General features: G+C 69.4%; 22 protein-coding genes and 1 pseudogene. 11 read left to right on the plus strand and 12 right to left on the minus strand.

Annotated elements, in window-relative coordinates; all coding sequences use genetic code 11:
* Window positions 1-168: 168 nt before the first annotated feature.
* The 3 genes from PV396_RS17405 to PV396_RS17415 all read left to right on the plus strand — a co-directional run bounded on the left by PV396_RS17405 (window position 169) and on the right by PV396_RS17415 (window position 3,486).
* On the plus strand, window positions 169-1,317 hold the full coding sequence (locus PV396_RS17405; RefSeq protein ID WP_319205660.1) for a serine hydrolase domain-containing protein: 1,149 nt from the start codon (window positions 169-171) through the stop codon (window positions 1,315-1,317).
* Between the two features lie 403 nt (window positions 1,318-1,720).
* Window positions 1,721-2,551 (plus strand): alpha/beta hydrolase, encoded by an 831-nt coding sequence (locus tag PV396_RS17410; protein WP_319205662.1) that lies wholly within the window; start codon window positions 1,721-1,723, stop codon window positions 2,549-2,551.
* Between the two features lie 101 nt (window positions 2,552-2,652).
* Window positions 2,653-3,486 (plus strand): alpha/beta hydrolase, encoded by an 834-nt coding sequence (locus PV396_RS17415; RefSeq protein WP_319205664.1) that lies wholly within the window; start codon window positions 2,653-2,655, stop codon window positions 3,484-3,486.
* 484 nt (window positions 3,487-3,970) lie between these two features.
* Here the strand turns inward: PV396_RS17415 and PV396_RS17420 are convergent, their stop codons facing one another.
* The 4 genes from PV396_RS17420 to PV396_RS17435 form a co-directional block, all read right to left on the minus strand.
* Complete coding sequence (locus PV396_RS17420) at window positions 3,971-4,717, minus strand: nucleotidyltransferase domain-containing protein (RefSeq protein ID WP_319205666.1); 747 nt, start codon at window positions 4,715-4,717, stop codon at window positions 3,971-3,973.
* 12 nt (window positions 4,718-4,729) lie between these two features.
* Window positions 4,730-5,779: a winged helix-turn-helix domain-containing protein gene (locus PV396_RS17425; RefSeq protein WP_319205668.1), complete on the minus strand. Its 1,050-nt coding sequence runs from the start codon at window positions 5,777-5,779 to the stop codon at window positions 4,730-4,732.
* 139 nt (window positions 5,780-5,918) lie between these two features.
* Window positions 5,919-6,686, minus strand: coding sequence for an N-acetylmuramoyl-L-alanine amidase (locus PV396_RS17430; protein ID WP_319205670.1), 768 nt, complete (start codon window positions 6,684-6,686; stop codon window positions 5,919-5,921).
* A 105-nt stretch (window positions 6,687-6,791) separates the two neighbouring features.
* Window positions 6,792-7,157: a peptidoglycan-binding domain-containing protein gene (locus tag PV396_RS17435; protein ID WP_319205672.1), complete on the minus strand. Its 366-nt coding sequence runs from the start codon at window positions 7,155-7,157 to the stop codon at window positions 6,792-6,794.
* Between the two features lie 226 nt (window positions 7,158-7,383).
* Between PV396_RS17435 and PV396_RS17440 the strand changes: the two genes are divergently transcribed.
* On the plus strand, window positions 7,384-7,734 hold the full coding sequence (locus PV396_RS17440; protein ID WP_319205674.1) for a hypothetical protein: 351 nt from the start codon (window positions 7,384-7,386) through the stop codon (window positions 7,732-7,734).
* A 7-nt stretch (window positions 7,735-7,741) separates the two neighbouring features.
* Here the strand turns inward: PV396_RS17440 and PV396_RS17445 are convergent, their stop codons facing one another.
* The 3 genes from PV396_RS17445 to PV396_RS17455 form a co-directional block, all read right to left on the minus strand.
* Window positions 7,742-8,311 (minus strand): hypothetical protein, encoded by a 570-nt coding sequence (locus PV396_RS17445; RefSeq protein WP_319205676.1) that lies wholly within the window; start codon window positions 8,309-8,311, stop codon window positions 7,742-7,744.
* Window positions 8,312-8,417: 106 nt separating this feature from the next.
* Window positions 8,418-9,125: a hypothetical protein gene (locus PV396_RS17450; RefSeq protein WP_319205678.1), complete on the minus strand. Its 708-nt coding sequence runs from the start codon at window positions 9,123-9,125 to the stop codon at window positions 8,418-8,420.
* Between the two features lies 1 nt (window position 9,126).
* On the minus strand, window positions 9,127-10,035 hold the full coding sequence (locus PV396_RS17455) for a hypothetical protein (RefSeq protein ID WP_319205680.1): 909 nt from the start codon (window positions 10,033-10,035) through the stop codon (window positions 9,127-9,129).
* Between the two features lie 257 nt (window positions 10,036-10,292).
* On the opposite strand from PV396_RS17455, the gene PV396_RS17460 reads away from it, so the two are divergent.
* Complete coding sequence (locus PV396_RS17460) at window positions 10,293-10,835, plus strand: RICIN domain-containing protein (protein ID WP_319205682.1); 543 nt, start codon at window positions 10,293-10,295, stop codon at window positions 10,833-10,835.
* Window positions 10,836-10,875: 40 nt separating this feature from the next.
* Here the strand turns inward: PV396_RS17460 and PV396_RS17465 are convergent, their stop codons facing one another.
* Entirely contained in the window at window positions 10,876-12,708 is a 1,833-nt protein-coding gene (locus tag PV396_RS17465; RefSeq protein ID WP_319205684.1) for a bifunctional metallophosphatase/5'-nucleotidase, read from the minus strand.
* A gap of 79 nt (window positions 12,709-12,787) precedes the next feature.
* Between PV396_RS17465 and PV396_RS17470 the strand changes: the two genes are divergently transcribed.
* Window positions 12,788-13,222 carry a Uma2 family endonuclease gene (locus PV396_RS17470; RefSeq protein WP_319205686.1) on the plus strand — a complete coding sequence of 145 codons (435 nt, stop codon included), beginning with the start codon at window positions 12,788-12,790 and terminating at the stop codon, window positions 13,220-13,222.
* 381 nt (window positions 13,223-13,603) lie between these two features.
* Here the strand turns inward: PV396_RS17470 and PV396_RS17475 are convergent, their stop codons facing one another.
* The 3 genes from PV396_RS17475 to PV396_RS17485 all read right to left on the minus strand — a co-directional run bounded on the left by PV396_RS17475 (window position 13,604) and on the right by PV396_RS17485 (window position 15,825).
* Window positions 13,604-13,867, minus strand: a complete 264-nt coding sequence (locus PV396_RS17475; RefSeq protein WP_319205687.1) for a hypothetical protein — start codon at window positions 13,865-13,867, stop codon at window positions 13,604-13,606.
* Complete coding sequence (locus PV396_RS17480) at window positions 13,864-14,217, minus strand: DUF6247 family protein (protein WP_319205688.1); 354 nt, start codon at window positions 14,215-14,217, stop codon at window positions 13,864-13,866. Before PV396_RS17480 ends, PV396_RS17475 begins: the two co-directional genes overlap by 4 nt.
* 324 nt (window positions 14,218-14,541) lie before the next feature.
* Complete coding sequence (locus tag PV396_RS17485; protein WP_319205689.1) at window positions 14,542-15,825, minus strand: adenylosuccinate synthase; 1,284 nt, start codon at window positions 15,823-15,825, stop codon at window positions 14,542-14,544.
* 197 nt (window positions 15,826-16,022) lie between these two features.
* On the opposite strand from PV396_RS17485, the gene PV396_RS17490 reads away from it, so the two are divergent.
* The 4 genes and pseudogenes from PV396_RS17490 to PV396_RS17505 all read left to right on the plus strand — a co-directional run bounded on the left by PV396_RS17490 (window position 16,023) and on the right by PV396_RS17505 (window position 20,709).
* Window positions 16,023-16,910, plus strand: a complete 888-nt coding sequence (locus PV396_RS17490) for a diacylglycerol kinase (protein ID WP_319205690.1) — start codon at window positions 16,023-16,025, stop codon at window positions 16,908-16,910.
* 189 nt (window positions 16,911-17,099) lie between these two features.
* Window positions 17,100-17,822 carry a hypothetical protein gene (locus PV396_RS17495; RefSeq protein WP_319205691.1) on the plus strand — a complete coding sequence of 241 codons (723 nt, stop codon included), beginning with the start codon at window positions 17,100-17,102 and terminating at the stop codon, window positions 17,820-17,822.
* Between the two features lie 220 nt (window positions 17,823-18,042).
* Window positions 18,043-18,972: pseudogene (locus PV396_RS17500) on the plus strand (acyltransferase); the annotation flags it as partial.
* Between the two features lie 186 nt (window positions 18,973-19,158).
* Complete coding sequence (locus PV396_RS17505; protein ID WP_319205693.1) at window positions 19,159-20,709, plus strand: APC family permease; 1,551 nt, start codon at window positions 19,159-19,161, stop codon at window positions 20,707-20,709.
* 210 nt (window positions 20,710-20,919) lie between these two features.
* Here PV396_RS17505 and PV396_RS17510 read toward each other — a convergent pair whose 3' ends face one another.
* The gene (locus tag PV396_RS17510; protein ID WP_319205694.1) at window positions 20,920-21,585 is read right to left on the minus strand and encodes a DUF4097 family beta strand repeat-containing protein; all 666 of its coding nucleotides are present in this window, start codon (window positions 21,583-21,585) and stop codon (window positions 20,920-20,922) included.
* Window positions 21,586-21,820: 235 nt separating this feature from the next.
* On the opposite strand from PV396_RS17510, the gene PV396_RS17515 reads away from it, so the two are divergent.
* Window positions 21,821-22,573 (plus strand): GbsR/MarR family transcriptional regulator, encoded by a 753-nt coding sequence (locus tag PV396_RS17515; RefSeq protein WP_319205695.1) that lies wholly within the window; start codon window positions 21,821-21,823, stop codon window positions 22,571-22,573.
* Window positions 22,574-22,581: the final 8 nt, after the last annotated feature.

The following is a 22,581-nucleotide window of genomic DNA, read 5'->3' on the forward strand; positions in this document are numbered from 1 at the left end:
GTCGTCCGCTGCCCGCATACCGGACAAGAGATTATCAGGAGCCCATTGCGCGACGACGTCGCAGGCGGCTCCGGACGGCGGCCTGTCCATCCGTGACGCGGTGTGAACCGGCTTGAGGTCCCTGCCGTTGTGTGACCGAACGGTCGTCGTCACGAGTGGGGAAGAGTCATGGTCACAGTCGAAGGAACCAGCACCGCACGGTTCGAACCGGTCCGAGCGGCGCTGGCAGCGCACCTGGAGTCCGGCGAGGAGCTGGGGGCGTCCATCGCCGTCGACGTCGACGGAGTCATGGAAGTCGATCTGTGGGGTGGGCACACCGACGCGGCGCGGACCGTTCCGTGGCGCCAGGACACATTGGTCGGCCTGTGGTCGACCACCAAGACCCTCGCCAGTCTGGCGGCCCTCGTCCTCGTCGACCGGGGCGCACTCGATCTTCACCGCCCGGTCGCGCACTACTGGCCCGAATTCGCCGCCCAGGGCAAGCAGGACATCGAGGTACGGCATGTCCTGTCCCACACCTCGGGGCTCTCCGGCTGGCAGCAGCCCTTCACCATGGACGACCTGTACGACTGGCCGACCGCGAGCGCCCGACTGGCCGCGCAGGCGCCCTGGTGGGAGCCGGGCAGTGCCTCGGGCTACCACGTGCAGACCCAGGGGCAGCTGATAGGCGAGCTGGTCCGGCGGGTCAGCGGCCGGACCCTGACCGAGTTCGTCGACACCGAGATCGCCAAGCCGTCACAGGCGGACGTCCAGATAGGTGCTCGGCAGGCCGACTGGTCGCGCATCGCCGAACTGGTGGCCCCGTCACAGCTCTCCGGGATACCCGCCGGCCTGGATCCCGAGGGGATCTTCACCAGGACGCTGCTCGGCAGCCCCGCCCGGGACGAGCACGTCGACACCCCGCAGTGGCGCCGTGCCGAACTCGGAGCCGTCAACGGACACGGCAACGCACGGGGTATGGCCCGTGCCCTCTCCGTGATCTCACGACGCGGCCAGGTGAACGGCCGCCGGCTCCTGTCCGCGGACACGGTGGACAAGGTCCTCGACGTGCAGGCCGACGGAGTCGACCTGTTCCTGGGTGTCCCCGTGCGCTGGGGCATCGGTTTCGCGCTGTCCGACGCGAGGACGATGCCCCACATGCCCACGGGAAGGGTCTGCTTCTGGGTCGGCCGGGGCGGATCGATCGTCATGATGGATCTCGACCGGCGCGTCACGTTCTCGTACACGATGAACCGGCTGGGCGACGGCATCCTCGGCTCGGAGCGCACCCACAGCTACCTGAGGCAGGTCTACGAAGTCCTGGACTCCACGGCCTGAGCACGGCCTGAGCACGGACCAAGAACCGCCCGGTCCGCCGCGCCGTGAAGGCCGCCTGCGAAAACCGCGTCCTGCCCGCGACCGGAGGCTCGATCACATCCGCGCCGTTCCCGGGGTGAACCGAACCGGTCCCGCCGTCGTAGGACAGGACGCAGGGCACTCCACCCCGGGCGGCCGGGGTCGGTGGTGCTCCAGGCCCAGGTGGGTCCGTAGCCGGACAGCCGCCCTTCTCGCCGCTGCGACGCGTCGCCCCCCCTCTCCGGGCCGCGCCGGCCACTCGGCGCGGACCGAACACACCAACTCAGCTGTCGACAAAGGAACCCGGTGCTTCGTCTCTCGAACGCACCACCCCATTTCGCCCGGTCCGATCAGGGCCGGCGGTCAAGGAAAAGGACGTCTACGCATGCGCACCACCCTTCTCAGCCGCAGATCCGCCCTGCTCGGTGTCACGGCGGCCGTAGGGCTGTCCGTGGCCGCCGGCACCCTGCCCGGCGTAGCCGGTGCGGCGCCCCATCCGCCGGTACGTCCGACGATCGTGCTGGAGCACGGGGCGTTCGCCGACGCCGCGAGCTGGGACGGCGTGGTCACGCGGCTGCAGCGTGCGGGCTACCCCGTGGTGTCCGCCGCCAATCCGCTGCGCGGTCCGGCGACCGATGCCGCCTACCTGCGCAGCGTCGTCGACCACATCGACGGGCCCGTGGTCCTGGTCGGCCATTCCTACGGCGGTACCGTCATCAGCCAGGCCGCCGCAGGCCTGGAGGACAAGGTGAAGGCGCTGGTCTATATCGCCGCGTTCCTGCCCGACGCCGGCGAGAGCTCGCTCGGGCTGACGAACAAGTTCCCCGGCAGCACCCTCGGCCAGGCGATCGAGTCCGTCAACTACACACTGCCCGACGGCGGTCAGGGCGCAGATGTGTACATCGAGGCGGAGAAGTTCCGCGGTCAGTTCGCCGCGGACGTGCCGGCGGACAAGGCCGGGCTCATGGCGGCAGGACAGCGTCCGATCGCCGCCGCCGCGCTGGAGGAGAAGTCGACGAAGGCCGCCTGGAAGACGATCCCCTCCTGGTCCCTGGTGACCACCGAGGACCTCAACATCCCTGTGGCCGCCCAGCGTTTCATGTCGGCCCGTGCCGGGGCCCGCACCACGGTCGTCGACGCGTCGCACGCGGTGACGGTGTCCCGCCCCGACGCCGTCGCCCGCGTCGTGGAGCGCGCGGCCCGCACGGTCCGCTGAGCGGCACGGCCGCCCCCGTCGCGGCCTCGCGGAACTCCGCAGCCATGCCCGGCCGGGCACTTCACCACCCACCGCATTTCTCATGGAAAGGCAGTAACACCATGGCGTTCATCACCGTCGGCCAGGAGAACTCGACCAGCATCGAGTTGTACTACGAGGACCACGGCACCGGGCAGCCGGTCGTGCTGATCCACGGCTACCCACTCGACGGCCACTCCTGGGAGAAACAGTCCGCCGCTCTGCTGTCGGCCGGCTATCGCGTGATCACGTACGACCGGCGCGGTTTCGGCCGCTCCAGCCGGCCCACCACCGGCTACGACTACGACACCTTCGCCGCCGACCTGAACACGGTCCTCGAAACCCTCGACCTCGACGACGTCGTCCTGGTCGGCTTCTCCATGGGAACCGGCGAGGTCGGCCGCTACCTGGGCACCTACGGCTCCGCCCGGACAGCCAAGGCCGCCTTCCTCGCCTCCCTCGAACCCTTCCTCCTCAAGACCGACGACAACCCCGGCGGTGTCGACGGCGCCGTATTCAAGGACATCGAAGGGGCCGTCACCGCCGATCGCTACGCCTACTTCACCGCGTTCTACGAGGACTTCTACAACCTCGACGAGAACCTCGGCACCCGCATCAGCGAGGAAGCCGTCCGCAACAGCTGGAACGTCGCCGCAGGAGCCTCCGCGTACGCCTCCCTGGCCTGCGTGGCGACCTGGTCCACTGATTTCCGTGCCGACCTGCCCAAGATCGACGTCCCGGCGCTGATCCTGCACGGCACCGCCGACCGCATCCTGCCCATCGAGGCCACCGGCGCCCTCTTCCACCAAGCGCTCCCGCAGGCCGACTACGTCGTCATCGACGGCGCGCCCCACGGCCTGCTGTGGACCCACGCCCAGGAAGTCACTGAGGCCCTCCTGGCCTTCCTGGCCAAGTGACCGACGTCCGACGGCCCTCCCCCCGGGAGCGGGAGCGCGCCCCGTTACGCGGGGGAGGCGAGGCCGAAACCGCTCGACCGTGCGCAGGCCGCTCGTCGGCAGGACCGTGAACCGCGTGCGCCCCGCCGCCGTTCCCACGACGGCGGGGTGCACGGACGCACGCGAGGCGGCGGGACCTGACCCCGGCCGGTCGGCCGGCCGTACCCGCGGTGCCACACAGCGCGAGCGCGTCGGTTCGCGGGAACCTTCACTTCGGTGATGTCATGGCGCCTGCCCACGAACGTGTTGAACGCCGCGAAACGGGAGCCGGTCGGCGGAGCCTGTCTGCCAAGCGGTCCGGGGCCGACGGCAGCCGGTACGAGGCACGCGGTCCCGGTGCCCGACGAGCCGCGCGCCCCCACCGGGGTCGGCGGGGTCCGGTCCTCGCCGCCGGGGTTCTCCCGGCCGGAGGTCGTGGCTGGACGATGTGGGGCGTCAACCCCGCTCAAGGCCCGGCAGTAGCCGCAGTCGCTTCGATGACGCCACTCCAGGTCCGGCGGTACCCCTCTCGAAGGGGTCCGCCCACAAGGTCGAGGATCTCCGACACCGCGTCGATCAGGGGCAGGGGGTTTCCCGACTCGCACAGGGTCAGGTGCCCTTGCAGCAGGGCGGCGCCACGCTCCTCGTCCGCCGCCAGAAGACGTCGCGGCAACCACTTGCCGCCACCGATCCAGGCGTGGTGGTGGTCGCAGAGCAGTTCGGCCGCCGCGTTGAGAACGACTCCGGCCACCGCCAGACGCTCGATGCGGTCGCTCGCGTCAGCGAGGTCGTCCAGCGCGTCCGTCAGCCCGTACCTCTTCGTCTCGACCGTGTCCGGTCCCAGCGCCGGCGGCCCCTCCCGGAGGTCCGCCTCCGCCAGGGCACGCGCCCGCCCCGCCTCACCGTCCCTGTCGACCAGGACGATTCCGGCGGCGTACATGCTCTGCAGGACCGCACGCCGTGAGGCGACGTCCGCCGCGAAGAGCTCCACGAGACCGGCACGGGTGTGGACGAAGAGCTCCACGACCCGCCCCTCGAACCGCATCGTCTCCCGGTGGGTCTCCCCACCGTCGTCGACGAGAACCACCAAGTCCAGGTCACTGGTGGCAGTACCCCGCCCGGCAGCCGTCGACCCGGCAAGGATCACGGCGAGCGCATCGGGGAAACGGTCGTCGGCGAGACGCCGGGCCTGGTCGACGGGGTCGGTGTTCATGCCGGAATGCTTTCAGGAGCCTCGACTGACGGCGACCGGGTTTTTCGGCCCCTGGCTCTCCTGCACCGTGACCCGGCGGTCCTGGTCGGGCAGCCGCAGGAGTGAGGCGCCGAGTGGGGTGAGGGTGTGCAGCACAGTGTTCGCGTGGCGGTGGCTGGCGATGAGTCCCGCGTCGCGCAGCACCGTGGTGTGGTGGCTGGCGTTGGCGGTGGACACCGAGACCGCTCGGGCGATCTCCGAGTTGGTCGCTCCGTACGTCACGGCGAGCAGTACCGCGGCGCGGGTACGTCCGAGCAGTGCCGACAGCGGTGCCTCGCACGGGCCGGGCCGGGCCGCGCGGTCGGCCGGGGCCAGCGGGTAGAGCAGGACGGGCGGCAGGTCGGGGTCGGCGAAGGAGACCGGCTTCTGCCAGCAGAAGTACGAGGGGATCAGGAGCAGACCGCGACCGTCCAGACGCAGGTCACGATCGATACCGCCCACATAGTCGACTTCGAGGACGGGCGCCTTCCAGCGCATGGCCGGTCCCAGTCCCCCGAGCAGTACCTCCGCTCCGCCGTGCAGCAGAGCGCGGCCCTGGCGCGCGCCCTCGGCGTCGATTCGGGCCTGCATGGAGTCGTGGTACGGAGCGATGACAGCCTCGTGATACCTGCGCAGCGCCGTGACCAGGTCCAGGCGGGTGTCGCGGTCGGCCAGGCGGTACATCTCGCTCGGCACTTTCCGCACCTGGGCCAGCAGACCGATCTCGTGGCGGACCCGGGCGGGCGGTGTGTCGAGGATGGCGCCGAGCCCGCTTCGCAGCCCCTGGCCCGCCTCGCCCGGCGTGAGGAAGTCGGGGAAGTAGGACGCGCGGGGAAACAGCGGAAACAGCAGGGTACGTACGATGGCGCCCAGCTTCTGGGTCGCGATGGCGTCGCAGGCGTCGCGGTACCAGGCCGCGTGGGCCCAGCGCCCTTCCTTGGACTGCAACCGGTGCAGACTGGCGGTGATCTCCCATAACGGGTCCGGGCGTTCGGCCAGTCTGGTCCGGGAGAGATCCTCCGCCGTGAAATGGATCCGCAGCACGGTCCCCCCATGCGTCCCATGCGTCATTCCTGTCCGCTGGGGTTGAGAATGCCCCACCGGCCCCATGATGACAATGACGGGACCAAGACATCTTCGGCCGTGCGCGGCGGCGTCGGCGCCGTGGGGTACGGCCGAGCCGTCATCCGGGTATCAGGGCGGCAACTTCTGTGCGTATGGCGGGCAGTTGGGACCAGATCGTGCCCGGGCAGTCGGTGGCCGCCCAGTCGAGGTGACCGCCGATGACGGGCGCCGCGCGGGTGGCTCCGCTCACCGGATTGCGGTAGAGCACCTTGCCCGTCGGGACGAGCGCGTGGCGCCCCGCGAGGTCGGCCAGGAGCTGGACGAGCGCGGTGCGCGCGGCGGTCGTCGGCGGCGTGGTCGTGAACGTGCCCAGCAGGGCGATCCCGAGGTTCCCGCTGTTGTATCCCTGGACGTGCGCGCCGGTGACCATCCGTCCGGTCGCGTCGTGGGCGGGCGTGCCGTCGGTACCGGACCAACGCCCTTCGTACACCCGGCCGTTCCTGTCGATCAGGAAGTTGTACCCGATGTCGCCGTAGCCCTTGCCCACGGTGTCGTTGCGGTAGATCGCCCGCACCACCGCGGCCGGATCCGGATCGGTGCTGCCGTCGGCGGTGTGGTGCACGGTGAGCGTCTGGACCGGGTAGTACTCCGGCGGCCAGATCTCCGTACCGTCGGCGGTGTACCGCAGGGTCTCGTCCGCGCCCCAGTCCGCACGCGACAGCAAGGTGTACGTGGCGGAGGCGGCGGCGGAGGCGGGCAGCCGGGGGACGACGCTCAGCGCTCCGGCGGCTCCGAGGGCGCCCAGGAACACGCGGCGCGGCACCAGGGGCACCGGGCGGGCCGGGCGGGCCGGGCGTCGGGAATCTGCGGGGTTCGGGTCCGTCATCGCGGGATTCCTCCTGTGGGGGCCGGGCCGGTCGAAGCTGTCCGCTCCCTCGAATCCCTCGAACGGAAGCGGACAGCTGGTGGAACGGAGGAGCGCCGTACGGGCCTACAGCGCGCAGGCGGCCTTGGGGCTGTAGAGACGGGACCAGGTGCTGGGACCCACGATGCCGTCGGCACCGCCCGTGGTGCCGTTACAGGTCTGCACGTAGAAGATGCCGGCCGCGGTGTTCTGGCCGTAGTCCCCGTCCACCGTGAGGTAGTCGGAGTAGTTGCTGTAGAAGTTGATGAGGCACTGCACCTGGCGGACGTTGTTGCCCTTGTCGCCGGGGTGAACCGTGGGCCTGGCGCTGTCGGCGATGTAGTTGCAGTTGCTCTCGGCGGCGGCGGCGCCGGCGGAGGGCGCTCCCGCGAGGACTCCTCCGGCGGCGAGTACGAGAGTGCCGAGCACGAGGGCTGAACGGTTGGTGCGCATGTCGTCTCTCCCGATGTGTGCGTTTCCTGTGACGGAAGTAAAGATTGCTCGGTGGGACGACGCCGGTCCACGAGTTTCGAACAGGCCGAAAGAACGCAGGTCAGGGCAGTCGAGGAACCCGGCTTGACCCGATTCGGCCATGCCCGCCGACGCCGCCGTGGACCGGGTGCCGCAACGCCCCTGAGCGGTCGCCGATGTTCGGGGAGGGCCCAGTAGATTTGCCCTCATGCCCTCTGCCCTTGTTGTCGGTTACGACCCGCAGGCGATACCCGGCGTCGACGGGGAGGCTCTGCGCGCCGCTCTCGACGCGGAGTTGACCCGGTTCGGCGCCCACGGCATCGACGCGGCCATGACTCTGGTCGTGTTCGACGAGTCGGCCGAACCCACCCTCGTCGCGTCGTTGACAGAGCGTCCCTGGGACGTAGTGGTCGTCGGAGGCGGGATCCGCAAGGCCGAGCAGCTGCTCCCCCTCTTCGAGCAGATCGTGAACCTGATTCACCGCCACGCGCCCCAGGCCGCCATCGCCTTCAACACCAGCGGCGGGGACAGCGTCGAGGCGGCGCAACGCCGGCTCTGAGGTCCGTTCACGAGAGTGAGGCGAGGAGGCCGGTCCCTTCCGCCAGCATTCCGGGCTGCCCGAGGGTGCGGAAGTCGGCCTCGACCTCTGCCAGTTCGAGGACACCGGCCCGTACGGCGCAGTATCGGACGACCGACCACAGGAAGACGTCGACGTTGTCGAACTGCGTGTCGGCCTCTATGACCTCCTCCTCGTGGAACCACACCGCGACCCGGCCGTTGGTGAGCACGACGTAGTAGTTGCCTCCTCCGTCGGCGCCGAGGGACCACACGTCGTCGTCGGAAAGCTCCGTCTCATAGTCGGAGTCGAGGATCCGGCAGTCGTTGGCCTCGAAGTCGAAGCCGTACGACCAGTCGTATATGTCAAGAAACCCTGCCGGCACGGTTCCCGATCGGACCCTGCGGTCGAAGCCGGCCAACGCGGTCGCGGCGTCGCCTGGGAGCCTGGCGAGGAACGGTTCGACCGGGCGGGTCGACGCCGGGATGTCGGCCCCCGGCGCGTCGGGAAACCATCGTGCCAGGTCGGCGTCCAGGTCCCGGTCCACATATCCGGCCAACTGCTCAATGGTGATAGGCATGCGGTGAGGCTAGCCAGTGGAGATCGAGCATGGGCGCCCGGCTCATCAGTTGCGTAGTCGATTGCGTGGTTTCACTGATATCTCCCGGGGACGCGTCCGGGTGAGGTCACGGGTGCCTTCGATCTCCTTCTCGACTCGTCAGCCACGCGCTCGCGTCCGGCCCCAGGGCCACCTCACGCGGGCCGCGGAACCCGAGGGACCTCAGCTGGTCCCCGTGCCGGGGCGACATCGTGATCGCTACGGCGGTCACGGCGTCGTCGTCCACGGCACGCAGGCCCGGGGCCAGCAGATCGGCGGCCACGGTGTGGTCCCAGGCGCTCGTGTCGTCCAGCGCGCCGACGACGAACACCTTCCAGTGCGGCTGCTCGGGCCCCACGTCCTTCAGCCACATCGGCAGGGCCGGGCAGTCATCCGGGGCGATCGCGAGCTCACGGGCGAGCAGGCTGCTGAAGCGGGTGTCGGGAGGCTCGGACCCGACACCGGGCGGCAGCCACACCGCAGCCGCGAGAAGCCCGCCGTCCGGCCGCTCGGCCACCCAGATCCGGCCCTCCTCGAGGGCGTAGTGGGCCAGCACCAGCCGCATGGCACTGCGCGTCCGCTCCCAGTCCGAAGCGGACGTCGGCGTGGGCGAGGGCATGGGTGACGCGATCATGCGTACCAGTGCCGGTACGTCCACGAGTCCCGCCGCACGTATGACAGCCGAAGGCCGCAACTGAACGATCGTCGCGGGCATCGCGGGCATCGCGGGCACTGCGGGCATCGCGGAAATCGCGGGCGCCATGGTCGTCGTCGTCATCATCTTCGTGTTCTCCATTTCAGGCCGCCCGGCCGGTGCCGACGCCGGTTCCGGGGCCGGTGAGGATCGGGGCGGGACGCAGGTGCGAGACGCGCGCCTCGCGGCGGACGGGACGTTCGTGCTGGGGCCTGCTGAGCAGGACCACCCCCCGGCCGGCCATCCCCGCGCCCGCGAGGGCGAGCAGGGTGCCGGTCGCGCCGTACTGGAACCCCTCGCCGAGCAGCGCGACACCGATGGCGGAGGCCGCGACCGGGTTGACGAGGGTGAGCAGCGCGAGGGGGGCGCCGAGGCCGCTGCCGTACGCCTTCTGGGAGAGCAGCAGCCCGCCCGCGGCGAACCCGACGGTGAGCGCCGCGACCAGCGCCGCGTCCCACGACAGCGTCGTCCCGACGGCGAGTTTCTGGGCGAAGGTGGAGCCGACCGCGGAGGCGATGCCCGAGGCCGCCGCGAAGGCCAGGCCGGCCTGGGAGGAGGGGCCCGAGGCCACGCGTACCAGCGCCGCGATGACGAAGGCGGCGGCGAGCGCGACGACCAGGAGGCCGGTCGTGCTCAGGGTGTGGGGCGTGCCGCCCGAGGCCGTCACCGTCAGCAGCGCGGTCAGGCCGGCGAGCGTGAGGGCCGTGCCGCGCCACTGCGTGCCCGAGGTCCGGCGGCGGGCGACCAGCGAGCCCAGGGGCACCGCGACCACGAGGGTCAGTACACCCAGCGACTGTACGAGGCTCAGCGGCCCGTACCGCAGGGCAACCACGTGCAGCAGCGCACCGCCGCCGTTGAGGAGGACCGCTCCCCACCACGACCCCCGGGCGAGCGCGCCGCGCAGGTTCGCCGTTTTGGCGGCGGTCCGCTCCTGGACCACGGCGGCGGTGGCGTAGCAGAGCGCGGAAACGAGGGAGAGGGCGACGGCCAGGAGCACTGGTGAGGTCGTCATCGCGTATTCCCATCGATACGAAACGGTTTCGTACCGACAAGCTACGTCGCGCCTGATCGAAACGCAAGCGTTTCTCTAGCGGGGATCAGCGACGGGCGGACGGGAGGCCGTCCTCGGGAGAGGCCGGCGGGCAGCGTTCATGACCCGGAGGGCAGCCATCGAAGCTTTGACGTTCTCGCAGGCAGGAGCGCTGCGATGCTGGCGGCTCGGCACCGAAGAAGCCCACAGAGGCCTGAAGAACCATGGAGGAACCGCGCATGACGACGACCACCCGAATGTCGACCCTGCGAACGTTCGCGCGTCGCGGATCAGCGGCAGCTCTCGCTCTCGGCACCTCCCTGGGAATCTCCCTCACCGGCGCCGGTAGCGCGTCCGCCCTGTCATCGGGTGAGGTCATCGGAACGAACGTCCTGCGCAACTGGGAGACTGGCCGCTGTCTGGACGCCGCCGCGGGCGACGAGGGTGGAGTGGGCCGCGTCTACACAAATCCCTGTCAGACCGGAAACGCCCACCAGAACTGGCGGGTCATCTATGAGTCCCACTCCACCTACGACGTCGTCCAGGTCAAGAACGTGGCGACCGGCCTGTGCCTGAGCACCTTCGGAGGGGGCAGCACCCTCCGGACCGACGCCTGCAGTGATTCCTTCAACGACTACTGGTACGGCGTCGGGTCGAGCTGGGACCAGGTGAGCTTCCGGAACCTGGTGACGGGCACCTGCGCCGACAGCGACTACAACGGATCCGCCTACGCCATCGGCTGCAACGACGGCGGCTTCCAGAAGTGGAAGCTGGGCTTCTGAGGCCCTCCGAGCGGGAGAGCCTCAGAGCAGGAGGTCGGTTTCAGCCCGCGAACACCGGCGTCCCGCCCTGCGTCAGCTTCCAGTTGGTGACGGCGAAGTCGGCGGGGTCCAAGGCCCCCTTGGTCGTCACGTAGTCGATCATCAGCTGGCGGATCTCGTTCGTCGAGCTGTACGCGATGTCGGCGGCGGCGATGTGCGGGTAGCCGCTGCCGCCGTTGGCGCGGTAGTTGTTCACCGCGACGACGAAGACCTGGTCGGCCGCCACCGGGGCACCCTTGTAGGAGAGGTTCTTGATCCGGGAGCCCTCGGCCGCGGCGATGTCGATGTCGTAGTCGACGCCCGCGGCGGTGTCGTACATGTAGTCCCAGAAGTTGTTGGCGTTGGTCAGCGTGGCGGTGTCGACGGCCGTGCCCGCCGGCACCTGGTGGTAGTACTTCGCCGCGTACTCCAGGTAGTCCTTGAGCTGGGCGCCCGTCAGCTTCTTGCCGTACAGGGTGTTGTCGTAGATGTAGAGCCCGGCGACATCGCGGATGGTGACGTCACCCTTGGGAATGTCCGCGCTGCGGCTGAAGGGCGCGGCGACGGAGATGAGGGGGAGGGCCGCGTCGGCGGTGGACAGGCCGGTGGCGACGGTCGCCATCTGGACCTGGTGGATGAAGTCCATGACGGGTACGTCCTTCCAGCACGCCTCCGCCGCGGACAGGCCCGCCGTACACGTACCGACGGGCGTGTTGACGTACTTCACCACCAGGTCGTGGTCGGCCTTGAGCAGCCGGGTGATGTTCTGGTCCTCCTCGACGCCCTTCGGGTCGAGGGTCTTCGCCTTCGTGCTGGTCACCTTCCACTGGCCGCGCTCGAGTTCGAGCTCGAAGTCGAAGACGGTCAGGCGCATGCCGTAGCAGTACGGCTCGGAGAGGACCACGTCCTTGCCGGTCGCCTCGTTCGTCACCGTGTACGACGACACCTCGGTGTGCGTGTGCCCGACGAGGATCGCGTCGATCCCGGGCACCTGCTCCGCGACCAGGTTCGACGCGTTCTCGACGTACGGCAGCTCCTTCCCGTACGACGAACTGCCGTCCAGGCCCGAGTGGTCGGTGAGGAAGACGACGTCACAGCCGAGGGCGCGCATGCGCGGGACGTACTTCTTCGCCTGCTCGACGAGCCCCGTGAACGCCATCTTCCCGGCGACGTTGTCCTTGTCCCACAGGGCGATCCCGGGGTTGGTGAGGCCGAGGATGCCGACCTTGATGTCCGGTGCGCCGGGGACCCGGATGCGCTTGACGGTGTACGGCTGGAAGGCGGGCCGCAGGGTCTTCGCGTCGAGCGCGTTCGCGCCGAGCAGCGGGAAACGGCACTGGCTCTCGAACTTGCGGAGGGTGTCGATGCCGTAGTTGAACTCGTGGTTGCCGAGGGCGGCGGCGTCGTAGCGCATGGCGTTCATGGCGACGGCCATGGGGTGTTCGGGGCCGCGCTTGCCCTTGTCGCCCGTGATGGGGTCCACGCGCGCGTAGTAGTACGCCAGTGACGTGCCCTGGATGATGTCGCCCGCGTCGACGAGCAGCACGCGGTCCTCGCCCTTCGCCGCTCGCTGCTGCTTGATGAGCGTGGCCACACGGGCGACGCCCACCGAATTGCCGGCCTTGTCGGTGTAGGCGGCGTCCGTGTAGTAGTCCCAGTCGAAGACGTGGCTGTGCAGGTCGGTGGTGCCCAGGATGGAGAACGACCAGGTGCGGGGCGGCTTGCAGTGCGCGCCGTCGACCCGGTCGGCGGCCTGCGCGGGCCCCGCCGCGACGGTCCCGGCAGCGGCCACGGCGGCACCGGTGACCGCCGACTTGTGCATGAACTGGCGGCGGTTCATGGGCGAGATGGGCATGGGGGAACTCCTGAGCAGTCGGTGGCTACACGCGTAGATCGTGGCCGCACACCGCCCGTCCAGGAACCAAGAGCAGCCCATGACAGGCCATGTCCCGGTCAATTCGAGAGGACTGTCGCACAGCTCCGGGCCGTTCCTGTACGTGTTTCCCGACCAGGAACGCGCCTACGGCCCTGGCATCCGCGCTCTGCCCACCGGAGCATTCACCGCACCAGGAGCAGTCGTCCGGACGGCGAGGGACTGTCCTTCGTGGCCGAGCTGGTCACTCTCCTCCCGGCTCGACGACCTCACCGACAAGGCCGAGGCCTACGGCACGGCGGGCGTCCCCGTCTACTTGGCCCTCGACATGCAGGAGGAGCGGGCCAGCGTGCTCTGGCGCCCGTACGACAAGGGCTACCGGTCCTGTCTCACCCAGCCGTTCGGGGAGAAGTTCCACATCCCCGACCCCTTCGGTTGCGAACTCGACACCGCGGGGTTCCAGGCCCCCTCGGCCGGGAGCTCACTCTGGAGGTGAGTACGCCTTTCGACGAGCTTGGAGGGCGTCCCCGTCATCCCACCCCCCGACCTCACCGCCGAGCACAAGGTCGATGCGCGCAATATCAAGCGGGTCAGTGTCGGGACGGCAGCCAGCTTCGGGGGGACGCTTGGACGGCGGGCTCTCATCGGCCCCACAGAGGCCACCTGGCTCTTCGGCGCCGCATGTCTGCGTGCAAGGCCCAGATCTCTCCCCTCCCGGGCACTGGCCACGGCGCCCATCTTCGTTCCTCCGCTGCAACGGCAGCAAGCCATCGCCAGAGCGCTGAACGAGATCGGCGTACAGATCGAGGCTCACAGCCAACTGATCGCGAAGCATCAGGCGTTCCGGCTGTGTCTCCTGACGGACCTGCTTCCGGGCTCATCCGTTCCAGACGATGTTGCAGATGTAGACGCACTCGTGCCGGGGAACGGCGAGGAACTGGATGAAGCCACGTCCACCGAAGAGGGGGAAGTTCCGCAAGCCTCCGGGCTTGTCCTCGGGACGACCGCCCACCGTCTCGACGTCACGTCCGAGCGCGGCCAGTTCGGTGGCAATCCGCTCCACCTCGGCGATCACACCGATGGGAAGGCCGTTGGTCAGGTACTCCTCGCTCGGGTTGTAGTCCCACTTCCAGTCCGTCACAGCCCGGCCTCGGCCTCGGCGTCCACATGGATCTTCCTGATCTCGACGATGGCATCCGTCGGGTCCTCCACCCCGGCACTCACCATCTCCTCCAGATGCCGCAGGCGGGCAGCAAGTGAGGGATACCGCTGGATCGCCACGAACACTCCCCAGGTATGGACGAACGTACGGAGCGGCGCGAGTGACTGGAGCTCCTGGGCGCTGGTGGTCGCATCGACAAGATCGCTTATGAACGTCGGCATCCGGCTCGGCGTCAGGCTTTCGACGGCGGCGCGCAGGGCCCCAGGGGTGAGCGCGGGCATAGGGATGAGCGGCTCGTCGATCTGCGGATCCGCGGGAAGGGCGGTCACGGTGTGCTCCTGGTCGGTGGACGTTCGCTGCGTTCTCGACGGTACCCGGAAGCACCCGCCAGACGAAGGTGACGAGGCGACTGCGGCCGTGTGGGCGGCACATCCATTTTCGTGCCGCCCACAGGCAGAGAATCTGGCCCTACGGCCAGTGGACTCCCTGACTGCCCACAGCGGACTTACCCACCCGGAATCTCAGCAGCATCCTGGCTCCTTCATGGCGGAGATTAGTCACACCGTCTGGTCTGCGGGACGGATGCGCGCCCCTCGTACGCGTCCGGCGGCCGGCCCTGGAGCAGGCTGGCCACCGGAAGGGGTGCGGAGCGGTCAGATGAACGAGTTGATCTCGATCGTCTCCGTGCGGCCCGGGCCGACGCCGATCGCCGAGATCGGCGCGCCGGACATCTCCTCCAGGGCCTTCACGTACGCCTGGGCGTTCTTCGGGAGGTCCGAGAACGACTTGGCCTTCGTGATGTCCTCCGACCAGCCGGGGAGGGTCTCGTAGATCGGCTTCGCGTGGTGGAAGTCGCTCTGCGAGTACGGGAGTTCCTCGACGCGCTTGCCGTCGATCTCGTACGCCACGCAGACCGGGATCTGCTCCCAGCCCGTCAGGACGTCGAGCTTGGTGAGGAAGAAGTCGGTCAGGCCGTTCACGCGGGTCGCGTAGCGGGCGATGACCGCGTCGAACCAGCCGCAGCGGCGGTCACGGCCGGTGGTGACGCCCCGCTCGCGGCCGATGCGGCGCAGCGCTTCGCCGTCCTCGTCGAAGAGCTCGGTCGGGAAGGGGCCGGCGCCGACGCGGGTCGTGTACGCCTTGAGGATGCCGATGACCCGGTTGATCTTCGTCGGGCCGACGCCCGAGCCCGTGCAGGCGCCGCCCGCGGTCGGGTTGGACGAGGTGACGAAGGGGTACGTGCCGTGGTCGATGTCCAGGAGCGTGCCCTGGCCGCCCTCGAAGAGGACCACCTTGTCGTCGTCGAGGGCCTTGTTGAGGACCAGGACGGTGTCGGCGACGTACGGCTTGAGCCGGTCCGCGTAGGTGAGGAGCTCCTCGACGACCTGGGCAGCCTCGATCGCCCGGCGGTTGAAGACCTTGGTGAGGAGCTGGTTCTTGCCGTCCAGCGCCGCCTCGACCTTCTGCGTCAGGATCGACTCGTCGTAGAGGTCCTGGACGCGGATGCCGACGCGGTTGATCTTGTCGGCGTAGGTCGGGCCGATACCGCGGCCGGTCGTGCCGATCTTCCGCTTCCCGAGGAAGCGTTCCGTCACCTTGTCCACCGTCACGTTGTAAGGCGTGATGATGTGAGCGTTACCGCTGATCAGGAGCTTGGACGTGTCGACGCCTCGCTCGTTCAGCCCGTTCAGCTCGGAGAACAGGACCGACGGGTCGACGACGACGCCGTTGCCGATGACGGGTGTGCATTCAGGTGTGAGGATTCCGGAAGGGAGGAGGTGCAGGGCGTACTTCTGGTCGCCCACGACTACCGTGTGGCCGGCGTTGTTGCCGCCCTGGTAGCGCACCACATAGTCCACAGACCCACCAAGCAGGTCCGTGGCCTTCCCCTTGCCTTCGTCACCCCACTGAGCACCGAGCAGCACAAGTGCGGGCACGCGCGTACACCCCTTCCGGGCGGGGCATGTCCAGGGTCAGGGGCGTACGCGGCCGAACTGTTCGGCTCGTGCCTCGTACACCGGCGGCCCTCGTCGGCCGCAACTCGTCGGACCCCGGGTACCCCGGAATAGACCAAGCCCCTGGCGCAATAGCGCAAGGGGCTCTTGCACAAAGATGCTACCCGAGGAAGCGAGGCATGACCGAGGTGGCGACTTCCGACCAGCTTTTCGTGGTCATCGACCCGGTCGCCCGGCGGACGGACGGCGAGTCTGTACGAATCGCGAAAGACGTGCTCAGCGCGGGTGCGAGGACAAAGGTGTGCCTCCCGGACGGGCCCGAGGAATTCGCTCGGGCGCTGGCCAGGAGGGGTTCCCGCAGGCCGGTGGTGATAGGCGACGACAGGGCGCTCCTGCGTACGGTCGCCCTGCTGCACCGGCAGCGGGAACTGGCCGGATGCGCACTGTCCGTCGTCCCGGTGGGGGCGTCCGGTGTGCTGTCCCTCACGCGTTCGCTGGGGGTGCCCACGGGCGCGGTGGCCGCGGCGCGGGCCGTCCTCGAGGGCGCCGAACGCCGGCTGGACCTTCTCGTCGACGACAGCGACGGGGTCGTGGTGGGCGCGGTGCGGATTCCGGCGGTACGGGGGCCGGGCGGCGGCGCGGTGGATGTGGACGCGGTGGACTCGGGGGAGGCGTCCCATCCCTGGCTGCGGAGCTGCCGGTCCCTGGTGCGGACGCTGGCGGTACGGCCGGTCCGGGGGGCGCGCGGAGCACGGGTGGCCCCGCCGGTGGGCGGCCCCGGGCCTTCACGGCTGCGGGTCGAGGTGGACGGGGTGACTCTCGTGGACCTCGACCAGCCGGTGCAGGGGGTGACGCTGACACCCGGGGCGGCGGGGGGTGCGCGGGTGGAAGTGCGGCCGGTGTCGGTGGGGGCGGAGGCGTCGCCATTGGGGGCGGTGGGGGTGCGGGTGACTGTGTCGGGGGCGGATTTTCGGTATCGGGCGGATGCGGGGGTGGTGAGTGGGCCTGTGCGGAGGCGGACGTGGGTGGTGCGGGAGGGGGCTTGGGGGCTGACGTTGCCGGGGTAGCGCCAAGGCGGTGAAGGTGCCCGGGCCGTTGATCGAGCCGTTGATCGGGCCCTTTAACCCACGCCCCGAAGGATCTCAACACCTTCCCCGATTACGGCTTGATATCACCTGTACCAGACTGTCGAAATATCGCACGCTGTTCGAAAGTCGAAACTTGTCATGTTCGCGCCCTAATAGGGAGGCTGACTGATGGAACGATGTACGTTCACGCGGCGCGCGGTATTGGCTGCGACGGCAGGCGGGATCGCGGCGCTCGGGTCCGGGGCGCTCAGCGGTACCGCTCGGGCGGCGACCGGTTCGGAAGAGCGGCTGGCCGCCGACCCGCCGACCGGGACGGTGCGGGTGTTCTGGCTCAGGCCCACGGACGTGGCGAACGACTCCCGGTACCCCAACGGCATCACCGGGGTGATGCAGGAGTCGCAGCGCTACTACCGTCAGGAACTCGGCACGACGTTCAAGCTGAACAACCCCGCCGTGGAGGTCGTCCAGGGAAACCATCCCCGGTCCTGGTACGAGAACACGGCGAACGGCGGCGAGCAGTACTGGTGGGTGGTCTTCAACATGCAGCAGGAACTGATGGCCAGGTTAGGTCTCAGATCCCCGGACCCGCGCTGGCTGTGCGTCGGCGAGATCAGCGCGGAGAAGGCGGGCGTCTCCGGTGGCGGTGGAGGCGGCGGCTGGGTGATCCTCAGCGGCCATGACGCCGACGGTGCCGCCGGGACCAACGGTGCGATGAACCGGTGGTACGGCGGCATGGTGCACGAGTTGGGCCACGCCTTCGGCCTGCCCGACTCCTCACGCACCGACGGCACACCGATGTCCGCCTCGTTCTACGACTACCCGAACTGCCACTTCGACCAGCAGCAGAAGAACGGGATACGAAACGGCCCCTACGGCCGCTTCCTGTCCTGAGACACGGCACCGAACCCGGCCGCCTCCCGCCCGTCACGCTCCCGCCCGTCACGCTCCCGCCCGTCACGGTCTCGTGCGTCACGGTCTCGTCCGTCATGCCTCTGCCGGGCCCTCTTCCACATGCGGCACGCGTGTGCCCAGCGTGCCGCTCATGGATCACCGATAGCCCCCGCCCGTACGCTCGTCCGACCACTTCGACCACTGCCCCTGGCTGTTCGAGCGGCTGGGCGACGACTCGTACATCGCTGCCCACGCCTACGTCACCGCCACCCTTACGACGGGCACGGACTGCACGCTGAACCCGTTCGCCGTGGCCCGCGGCACCGTTTCCCTGGGCGCCGGCGTACGCGTCGGCGCCCATACCTCGGCTGCAACCACTCGACGGCCCCCGACCGGCCGGTCTTCCGGCAGGCCCGCACCAGCCGGGGCATCACCGTGGGCGACGACGTGCGGATCGGCTCCCATGTGGTGGTCCCCGACGGCGTCACGATCGGCGACCACTGTGTGATCGGCGCCGGGGCGGTGGTGACGAAGGACCTGCCGGCGTGGACGATGGCGGCGGGCAATCCGGCGCGGCGCATCCGGGACCGGCGCGAGAGCGGGGGCCGGAAGCGGCCGACCACGCCGGGCGACGTCGTCGGTCGTGGCGATGTCGGTCGTAGCAGTGACGGCCGTGGCGATGACGGTGTCGGCGAGGCCCTGGCCCGCTTCGCCGAGACCGCCCGGGGCCAGGCCGCCGACATCCTGGCCCGCTGCTGGAACGGCGACCGCTACACCGACCGCCCCGGCGCCGCACCCACCGTACGGGCACACTGCGACGCCGTGGAGATCGCCGACCTGCTGCTGTCGTCCGCCCCCGGGCAACTGGACAGGACGGAACACATCGACCGCCTGGAGGAGTTGCCCTGGCGGGACAACGCGTGGGGCGCGGGTGCCTGGATCGACTCCTGGGCCACAGCCGCCCATGGGAACCTGCGGCACCCCACCACCGCCGGTCTCGCTCCTGGCGCGATGGAGGCCCTCTTCGGCTCGGGGCCGCCTCCAGGTGGTGAACGGCGACTACCGGCTCACCCGGGGATCCTTCGCGCAGTTCGGGATGCCCATACCTCATCCGGAGCGGGTCGTGGAGACCGGGGCCTGCAGGGCACGGAGATGTGGCTGGCTGCCGCGACTGTCGCGAACCCCTGACCGTCCCCGGCCGCTCGGCGATCCCGCCGGTGACAACAACTTCTAAAGGTCTGGTTGACAAACATTTAACGTCCCGCCACCCTTGACCGACTCATTCGGGCGACAGAGTTCCACCCCACCGGCAGCACAACCAGGAAGGGACCACCCGATGGCAGTGGACGAGGGCGTGGCCCCGGCGGACGACACGGGCACGGGCCCGAGCGCAGGCTCAGGCACCGCCGACGGCAGTGCCGACAGCGCGGTCCACCGGCTGAAGCCGAACGCCATCGGGCTGCTGGGCGTGGTCTTCATGGCCGTAGCCACCGCCGCCCCGATCACCGCGATGACGGGCAACGTGCCCTTCATGGTGTCGGCGGGCAACGGCATCGGCGCCCCGGCGAGCTACCTCGTGGCAATGGTCGTACTGGCAATCTTTGCCGTCGGTTTCACCTCGATGGCGAAGCACATCACCTCCACGGGCGCCTTCTACGGCTTCATCTCCTACGGTCTCGGCCGCACGGTCGGCCTCGCCTCCGGGCTGCTGGCCACCTTCGCGTACGTCGTCTTCGAGCCCGCCCTGATCGGTATCTTCTCGACCTTCGCCACCGAGACCGTGAAGGACCAGACGGGCGTCCACGTCCCCTGGTGGGTGTTCGCGATCGTCATGCTCGCGATCAACGCCACGGGCACCTGGTTCGGGGTGTCGGTGGCCGAGAAGCTGCTGGTCGTCCTGCTCGGCACCGAGGTGACGATCCTCGCCGCGATGGCGATCTCGGTCGCCCTGCACGGCGGCGGCCCGAACGGCTTCACCTTCGGCCCGGTCAACCCCGTCAACGCCTTCCAGGGCACCAGCGCCGGCCTCGGCCTCTTCTTCGCCTTCTGGTCGTGGGTCGGCTTCGAGTCGACCGCGATGTACGGCGAGGAGTCCCGCGACCCGAAGAAGATCATCCCCAAGGCGACGATGATCAGCGTCCTCGGCGTCGGCGTCTTCTACGTCTTCGTCTCCTGGATGGCGATCACGGGCAACGGCGAGGCGGCGGCCGTCAAGGCGGCCTCCTCCGCGAACCCCCTCGCCCTGTTCTTCGACCCCACCGAGCAGTACGTCGGCCACTGGGCGGTCGTCGTCATGCAGTGGCTGATGATCACCGGCTCGCTCGCCTGCGGCATGGCCTTCCACAACTGCGCCGCCCGCTACATGTACGCCCTGGGCCGCGAGGGCGTACTCCCCTCCCTCCAGCGGAGCATCGGCCGCACGCATGCCTCCCACGGCTCCCCGCACATCGCCGGCCTGGTCCAGACGATCATCAGCGCCGTCCTGCTGCTCGCCTTCTGGGCCGCGCACAAGGACCCGTACACCGGTACGTACGTCCTGCTGGCCATCCTCGGGACGATGGCGATCCTCGTCGTCCAGGCCGTCTGCTCCTTCGCGGTCCTGGCCTACTTCCGCAAGAACCACCCCGAGAGCCGCCACTGGTTCCGGACGTTCACCGCCCCGCTCATCGGCGGTGTGGCGATGCTCGCGGTGGTGGTGCTGCTGGTGTCCAACATGGGCGTCGCGGCGGGCCCGGAGTCGGACTCGCTGGTGCTCAAAGCGACCCCGTGGCTGGTCGCGCTGATCGCGGCGGGCGGCATCGGCTACGCCACCTACCTCAAGCGGCGCGCCCCCGAGCGGTACGCGCTGCTGGGGCGGACGGTCCTGGAGGAGACGAAGGAGCGGTGACCGGAGACGGGGGTACGGGGGTACGGGGGTACGGGACACAGGGCTACGGGACACAGGGGTACGGGACACAGGGGTACGGGACACAGGGGTACGGGACACAGGGCTACGGGACACAGGGCTACGGGACACAGGGGTACGGGAGAGCGGTGAGGGCACCTGCGCCCGGGGCGGCGACGAGGTGAGGTCGGCCGACCCGGGCGCAGGTGCCTTTCACAGGCTGCGGGCGCTGATGTCCCCGTAGGAGGTGGTGGCGCTGATGTCGAGTGCGGCGGTGCCGTCGTTCTTGAGGGCGTTGCTGACCCGGCCGTAGGCGGTGCCGGCGTCCAGGGCGGCCGAGACGCCGGCCGCGGCGGCGACCGAGATGTCACCGGACTGCGTGCGCAGCACGACCGTCCCGCGCACGGCCTCGCCGATCCGGATGTCGCCCCGTGCGGTGCTGATCTCGGCGGAACCGCTCAGCCGGCCGATCTCGACGTCGCCGTCGGTGGCGGTGAGGCGGACGCTCGCGGCCTCGTCGATCTTGATCTGACGGTACGCGCCTTCGAAGGTGACGTCGCCGAGACGCCCGACGCCCCGGAGTTCGGCGCTGGCGGTCTTCGCCTCGACGTTCGAACCGGCGGGCAGCTGGACGGTGACCTCCAGGGATCCGGAGGGGCCGAAGAGCTGGTTGCCGGGGGCCTTGGTCGTGATCCGCAGGATGCCGTCGGCGTAGGTGACGTCCGTCTGTTCGGCGGTCTTGTTGTCGCGGTTCTTGGAGGGGTTGGCGGGCCGTATCTCGACGGTGGTGTCGGTGCGGTCCGCGGCGATGAACTGGACACGTCCGGCGGGGATGTCCAGGACGGCGGAGACGGGGGCGGTGGTGTCGAACTTCTGCATCTTGCTCTCCTGTGACTTGTCGTTTCCGATGAAGGAAACGCTACGTTGCATTCACAGATTCAGCAACAGACTCGTTGCACTCCAACAAAGTTAATGCAGGTCATAGCCAACATTTCGTTGCAACGGGCTCCCGCTTAACGCAATGACAGAGCATCAGTTGTTGCAATGACATGGAAGTGAAGGCTACGCTGCGGGCATTCACCATCCACGGACCAGGACCACGGAGGAGACCGCGATGCCGGGAGGCAGGCTCACGCAGCCCGAACGTCAGCAGATCGCCCTGGGGCTGGCCGACGGCCTCGCCTACGCGGAGATCGCCAGACGCCTGGACCGTCCGACCTCGACCGTCACACGCGAGGTGATGCGCAACGGCGGCCCCACCGCCTACCGCGCCGACCTGGCCCACCGGGCCACCGAACGCCGCGCGCACCGGCGCGGGCAGACCGCCCCCCGGGACCCGAAGGCACCTGCGCAGGCCTACGGGCGTGACGCTGAGGCGGTGCGCGAGTTCGAGGAGGTGTTCACCACCGTCATGGCGGCCTCGGGCATGCCCACGATGACGGCCCGGGTGATGACCTGCCTCACCCTCACCGACTCCGGCAGCCTCACCGCGGCCGAACTCGTCCAGCGACTCCAGGTCAGTCCGGCCTCGATCTCCAAGTCGATCGCGTTCCTCGAGAGCCAGGGCATGGTCCGCCGGGAACAGGGCGAACGCCGTCGCGAGCGCTATGTCGTCGACGACGACATCTGGTACCAGTCGATGATTGCCAGCGCCCGCTCGACCGCCCAGATCGTCGAGATCGCCCGCCAGGGTGTCGGCGTCCTCGTCCCCCACACCCCGGCCGCCACCCGCCTGGAAAACATCGCCCGCTTCCTGGACTTCGTCTCCGAGAGCATCGCCCGCGCCGCGGAACAGGCCCGCGAGATCCTCCAGACGAAGCCGGAAATCCAGATGAAGCCGGAAACGCCCCCGGACAGCTCCGCGTAAGCCTCTGA

This window comes from Streptomyces sp. ME02-8801-2C, assembly GCF_033793965.1.
Taxonomy (GTDB): domain Bacteria; phylum Actinomycetota; class Actinomycetes; order Streptomycetales; family Streptomycetaceae; genus Streptomyces.

Excerpts from the sequence above, each read along its gene's own strand:
- PV396_RS17405 (WP_319205660.1), top strand. The coding sequence starts at position 169 with ATGGTCACAGTCGAAGGAACCAGCACCGCACGGTTCGAACCGGTCCGA.
- PV396_RS17410 (WP_319205662.1), top strand. The coding sequence starts at position 1,721 with ATGCGCACCACCCTTCTCAGCCGCAGATCCGCCCTGCTCGGTGTCACG.
- PV396_RS17415 (WP_319205664.1), top strand. The coding sequence starts at position 2,653 with ATGGCGTTCATCACCGTCGGCCAGGAGAACTCGACCAGCATCGAGTTG.
- PV396_RS17420 (WP_319205666.1), bottom strand. The coding sequence starts at position 4,717 with ATGAACACCGACCCCGTCGACCAGGCCCGGCGTCTCGCCGACGACCGT.
- PV396_RS17430 (WP_319205670.1), bottom strand. The coding sequence starts at position 6,686 with ATGACGGACCCGAACCCCGCAGATTCCCGACGCCCGGCCCGCCCGGCC.
- PV396_RS17435 (WP_319205672.1), bottom strand. The coding sequence starts at position 7,157 with ATGCGCACCAACCGTTCAGCCCTCGTGCTCGGCACTCTCGTACTCGCC.
- PV396_RS17440 (WP_319205674.1), top strand. The coding sequence starts at position 7,384 with ATGCCCTCTGCCCTTGTTGTCGGTTACGACCCGCAGGCGATACCCGGC.
- PV396_RS17445 (WP_319205676.1), bottom strand. The coding sequence starts at position 8,311 with ATGCCTATCACCATTGAGCAGTTGGCCGGATATGTGGACCGGGACCTG.
- PV396_RS17450 (WP_319205678.1), bottom strand. The coding sequence starts at position 9,125 with ATGGAGAACACGAAGATGATGACGACGACGACCATGGCGCCCGCGATT.
- PV396_RS17455 (WP_319205680.1), bottom strand. The coding sequence starts at position 10,035 with ATGACGACCTCACCAGTGCTCCTGGCCGTCGCCCTCTCCCTCGTTTCC.
- PV396_RS17460 (WP_319205682.1), top strand. The coding sequence starts at position 10,293 with ATGACGACGACCACCCGAATGTCGACCCTGCGAACGTTCGCGCGTCGC.
- PV396_RS17465 (WP_319205684.1), bottom strand. The coding sequence starts at position 12,708 with ATGCCCATCTCGCCCATGAACCGCCGCCAGTTCATGCACAAGTCGGCG.
- PV396_RS17470 (WP_319205686.1), top strand. The coding sequence starts at position 12,788 with ATGACAGGCCATGTCCCGGTCAATTCGAGAGGACTGTCGCACAGCTCC.
- PV396_RS17490 (WP_319205690.1), top strand. The coding sequence starts at position 16,023 with ATGACCGAGGTGGCGACTTCCGACCAGCTTTTCGTGGTCATCGACCCG.
- PV396_RS17495 (WP_319205691.1), top strand. The coding sequence starts at position 17,100 with ATGGAACGATGTACGTTCACGCGGCGCGCGGTATTGGCTGCGACGGCA.
- PV396_RS17505 (WP_319205693.1), top strand. The coding sequence starts at position 19,159 with ATGGCAGTGGACGAGGGCGTGGCCCCGGCGGACGACACGGGCACGGGC.
- PV396_RS17510 (WP_319205694.1), bottom strand. The coding sequence starts at position 21,585 with ATGCAGAAGTTCGACACCACCGCCCCCGTCTCCGCCGTCCTGGACATC.
- PV396_RS17515 (WP_319205695.1), top strand. The coding sequence starts at position 21,821 with ATGCCGGGAGGCAGGCTCACGCAGCCCGAACGTCAGCAGATCGCCCTG.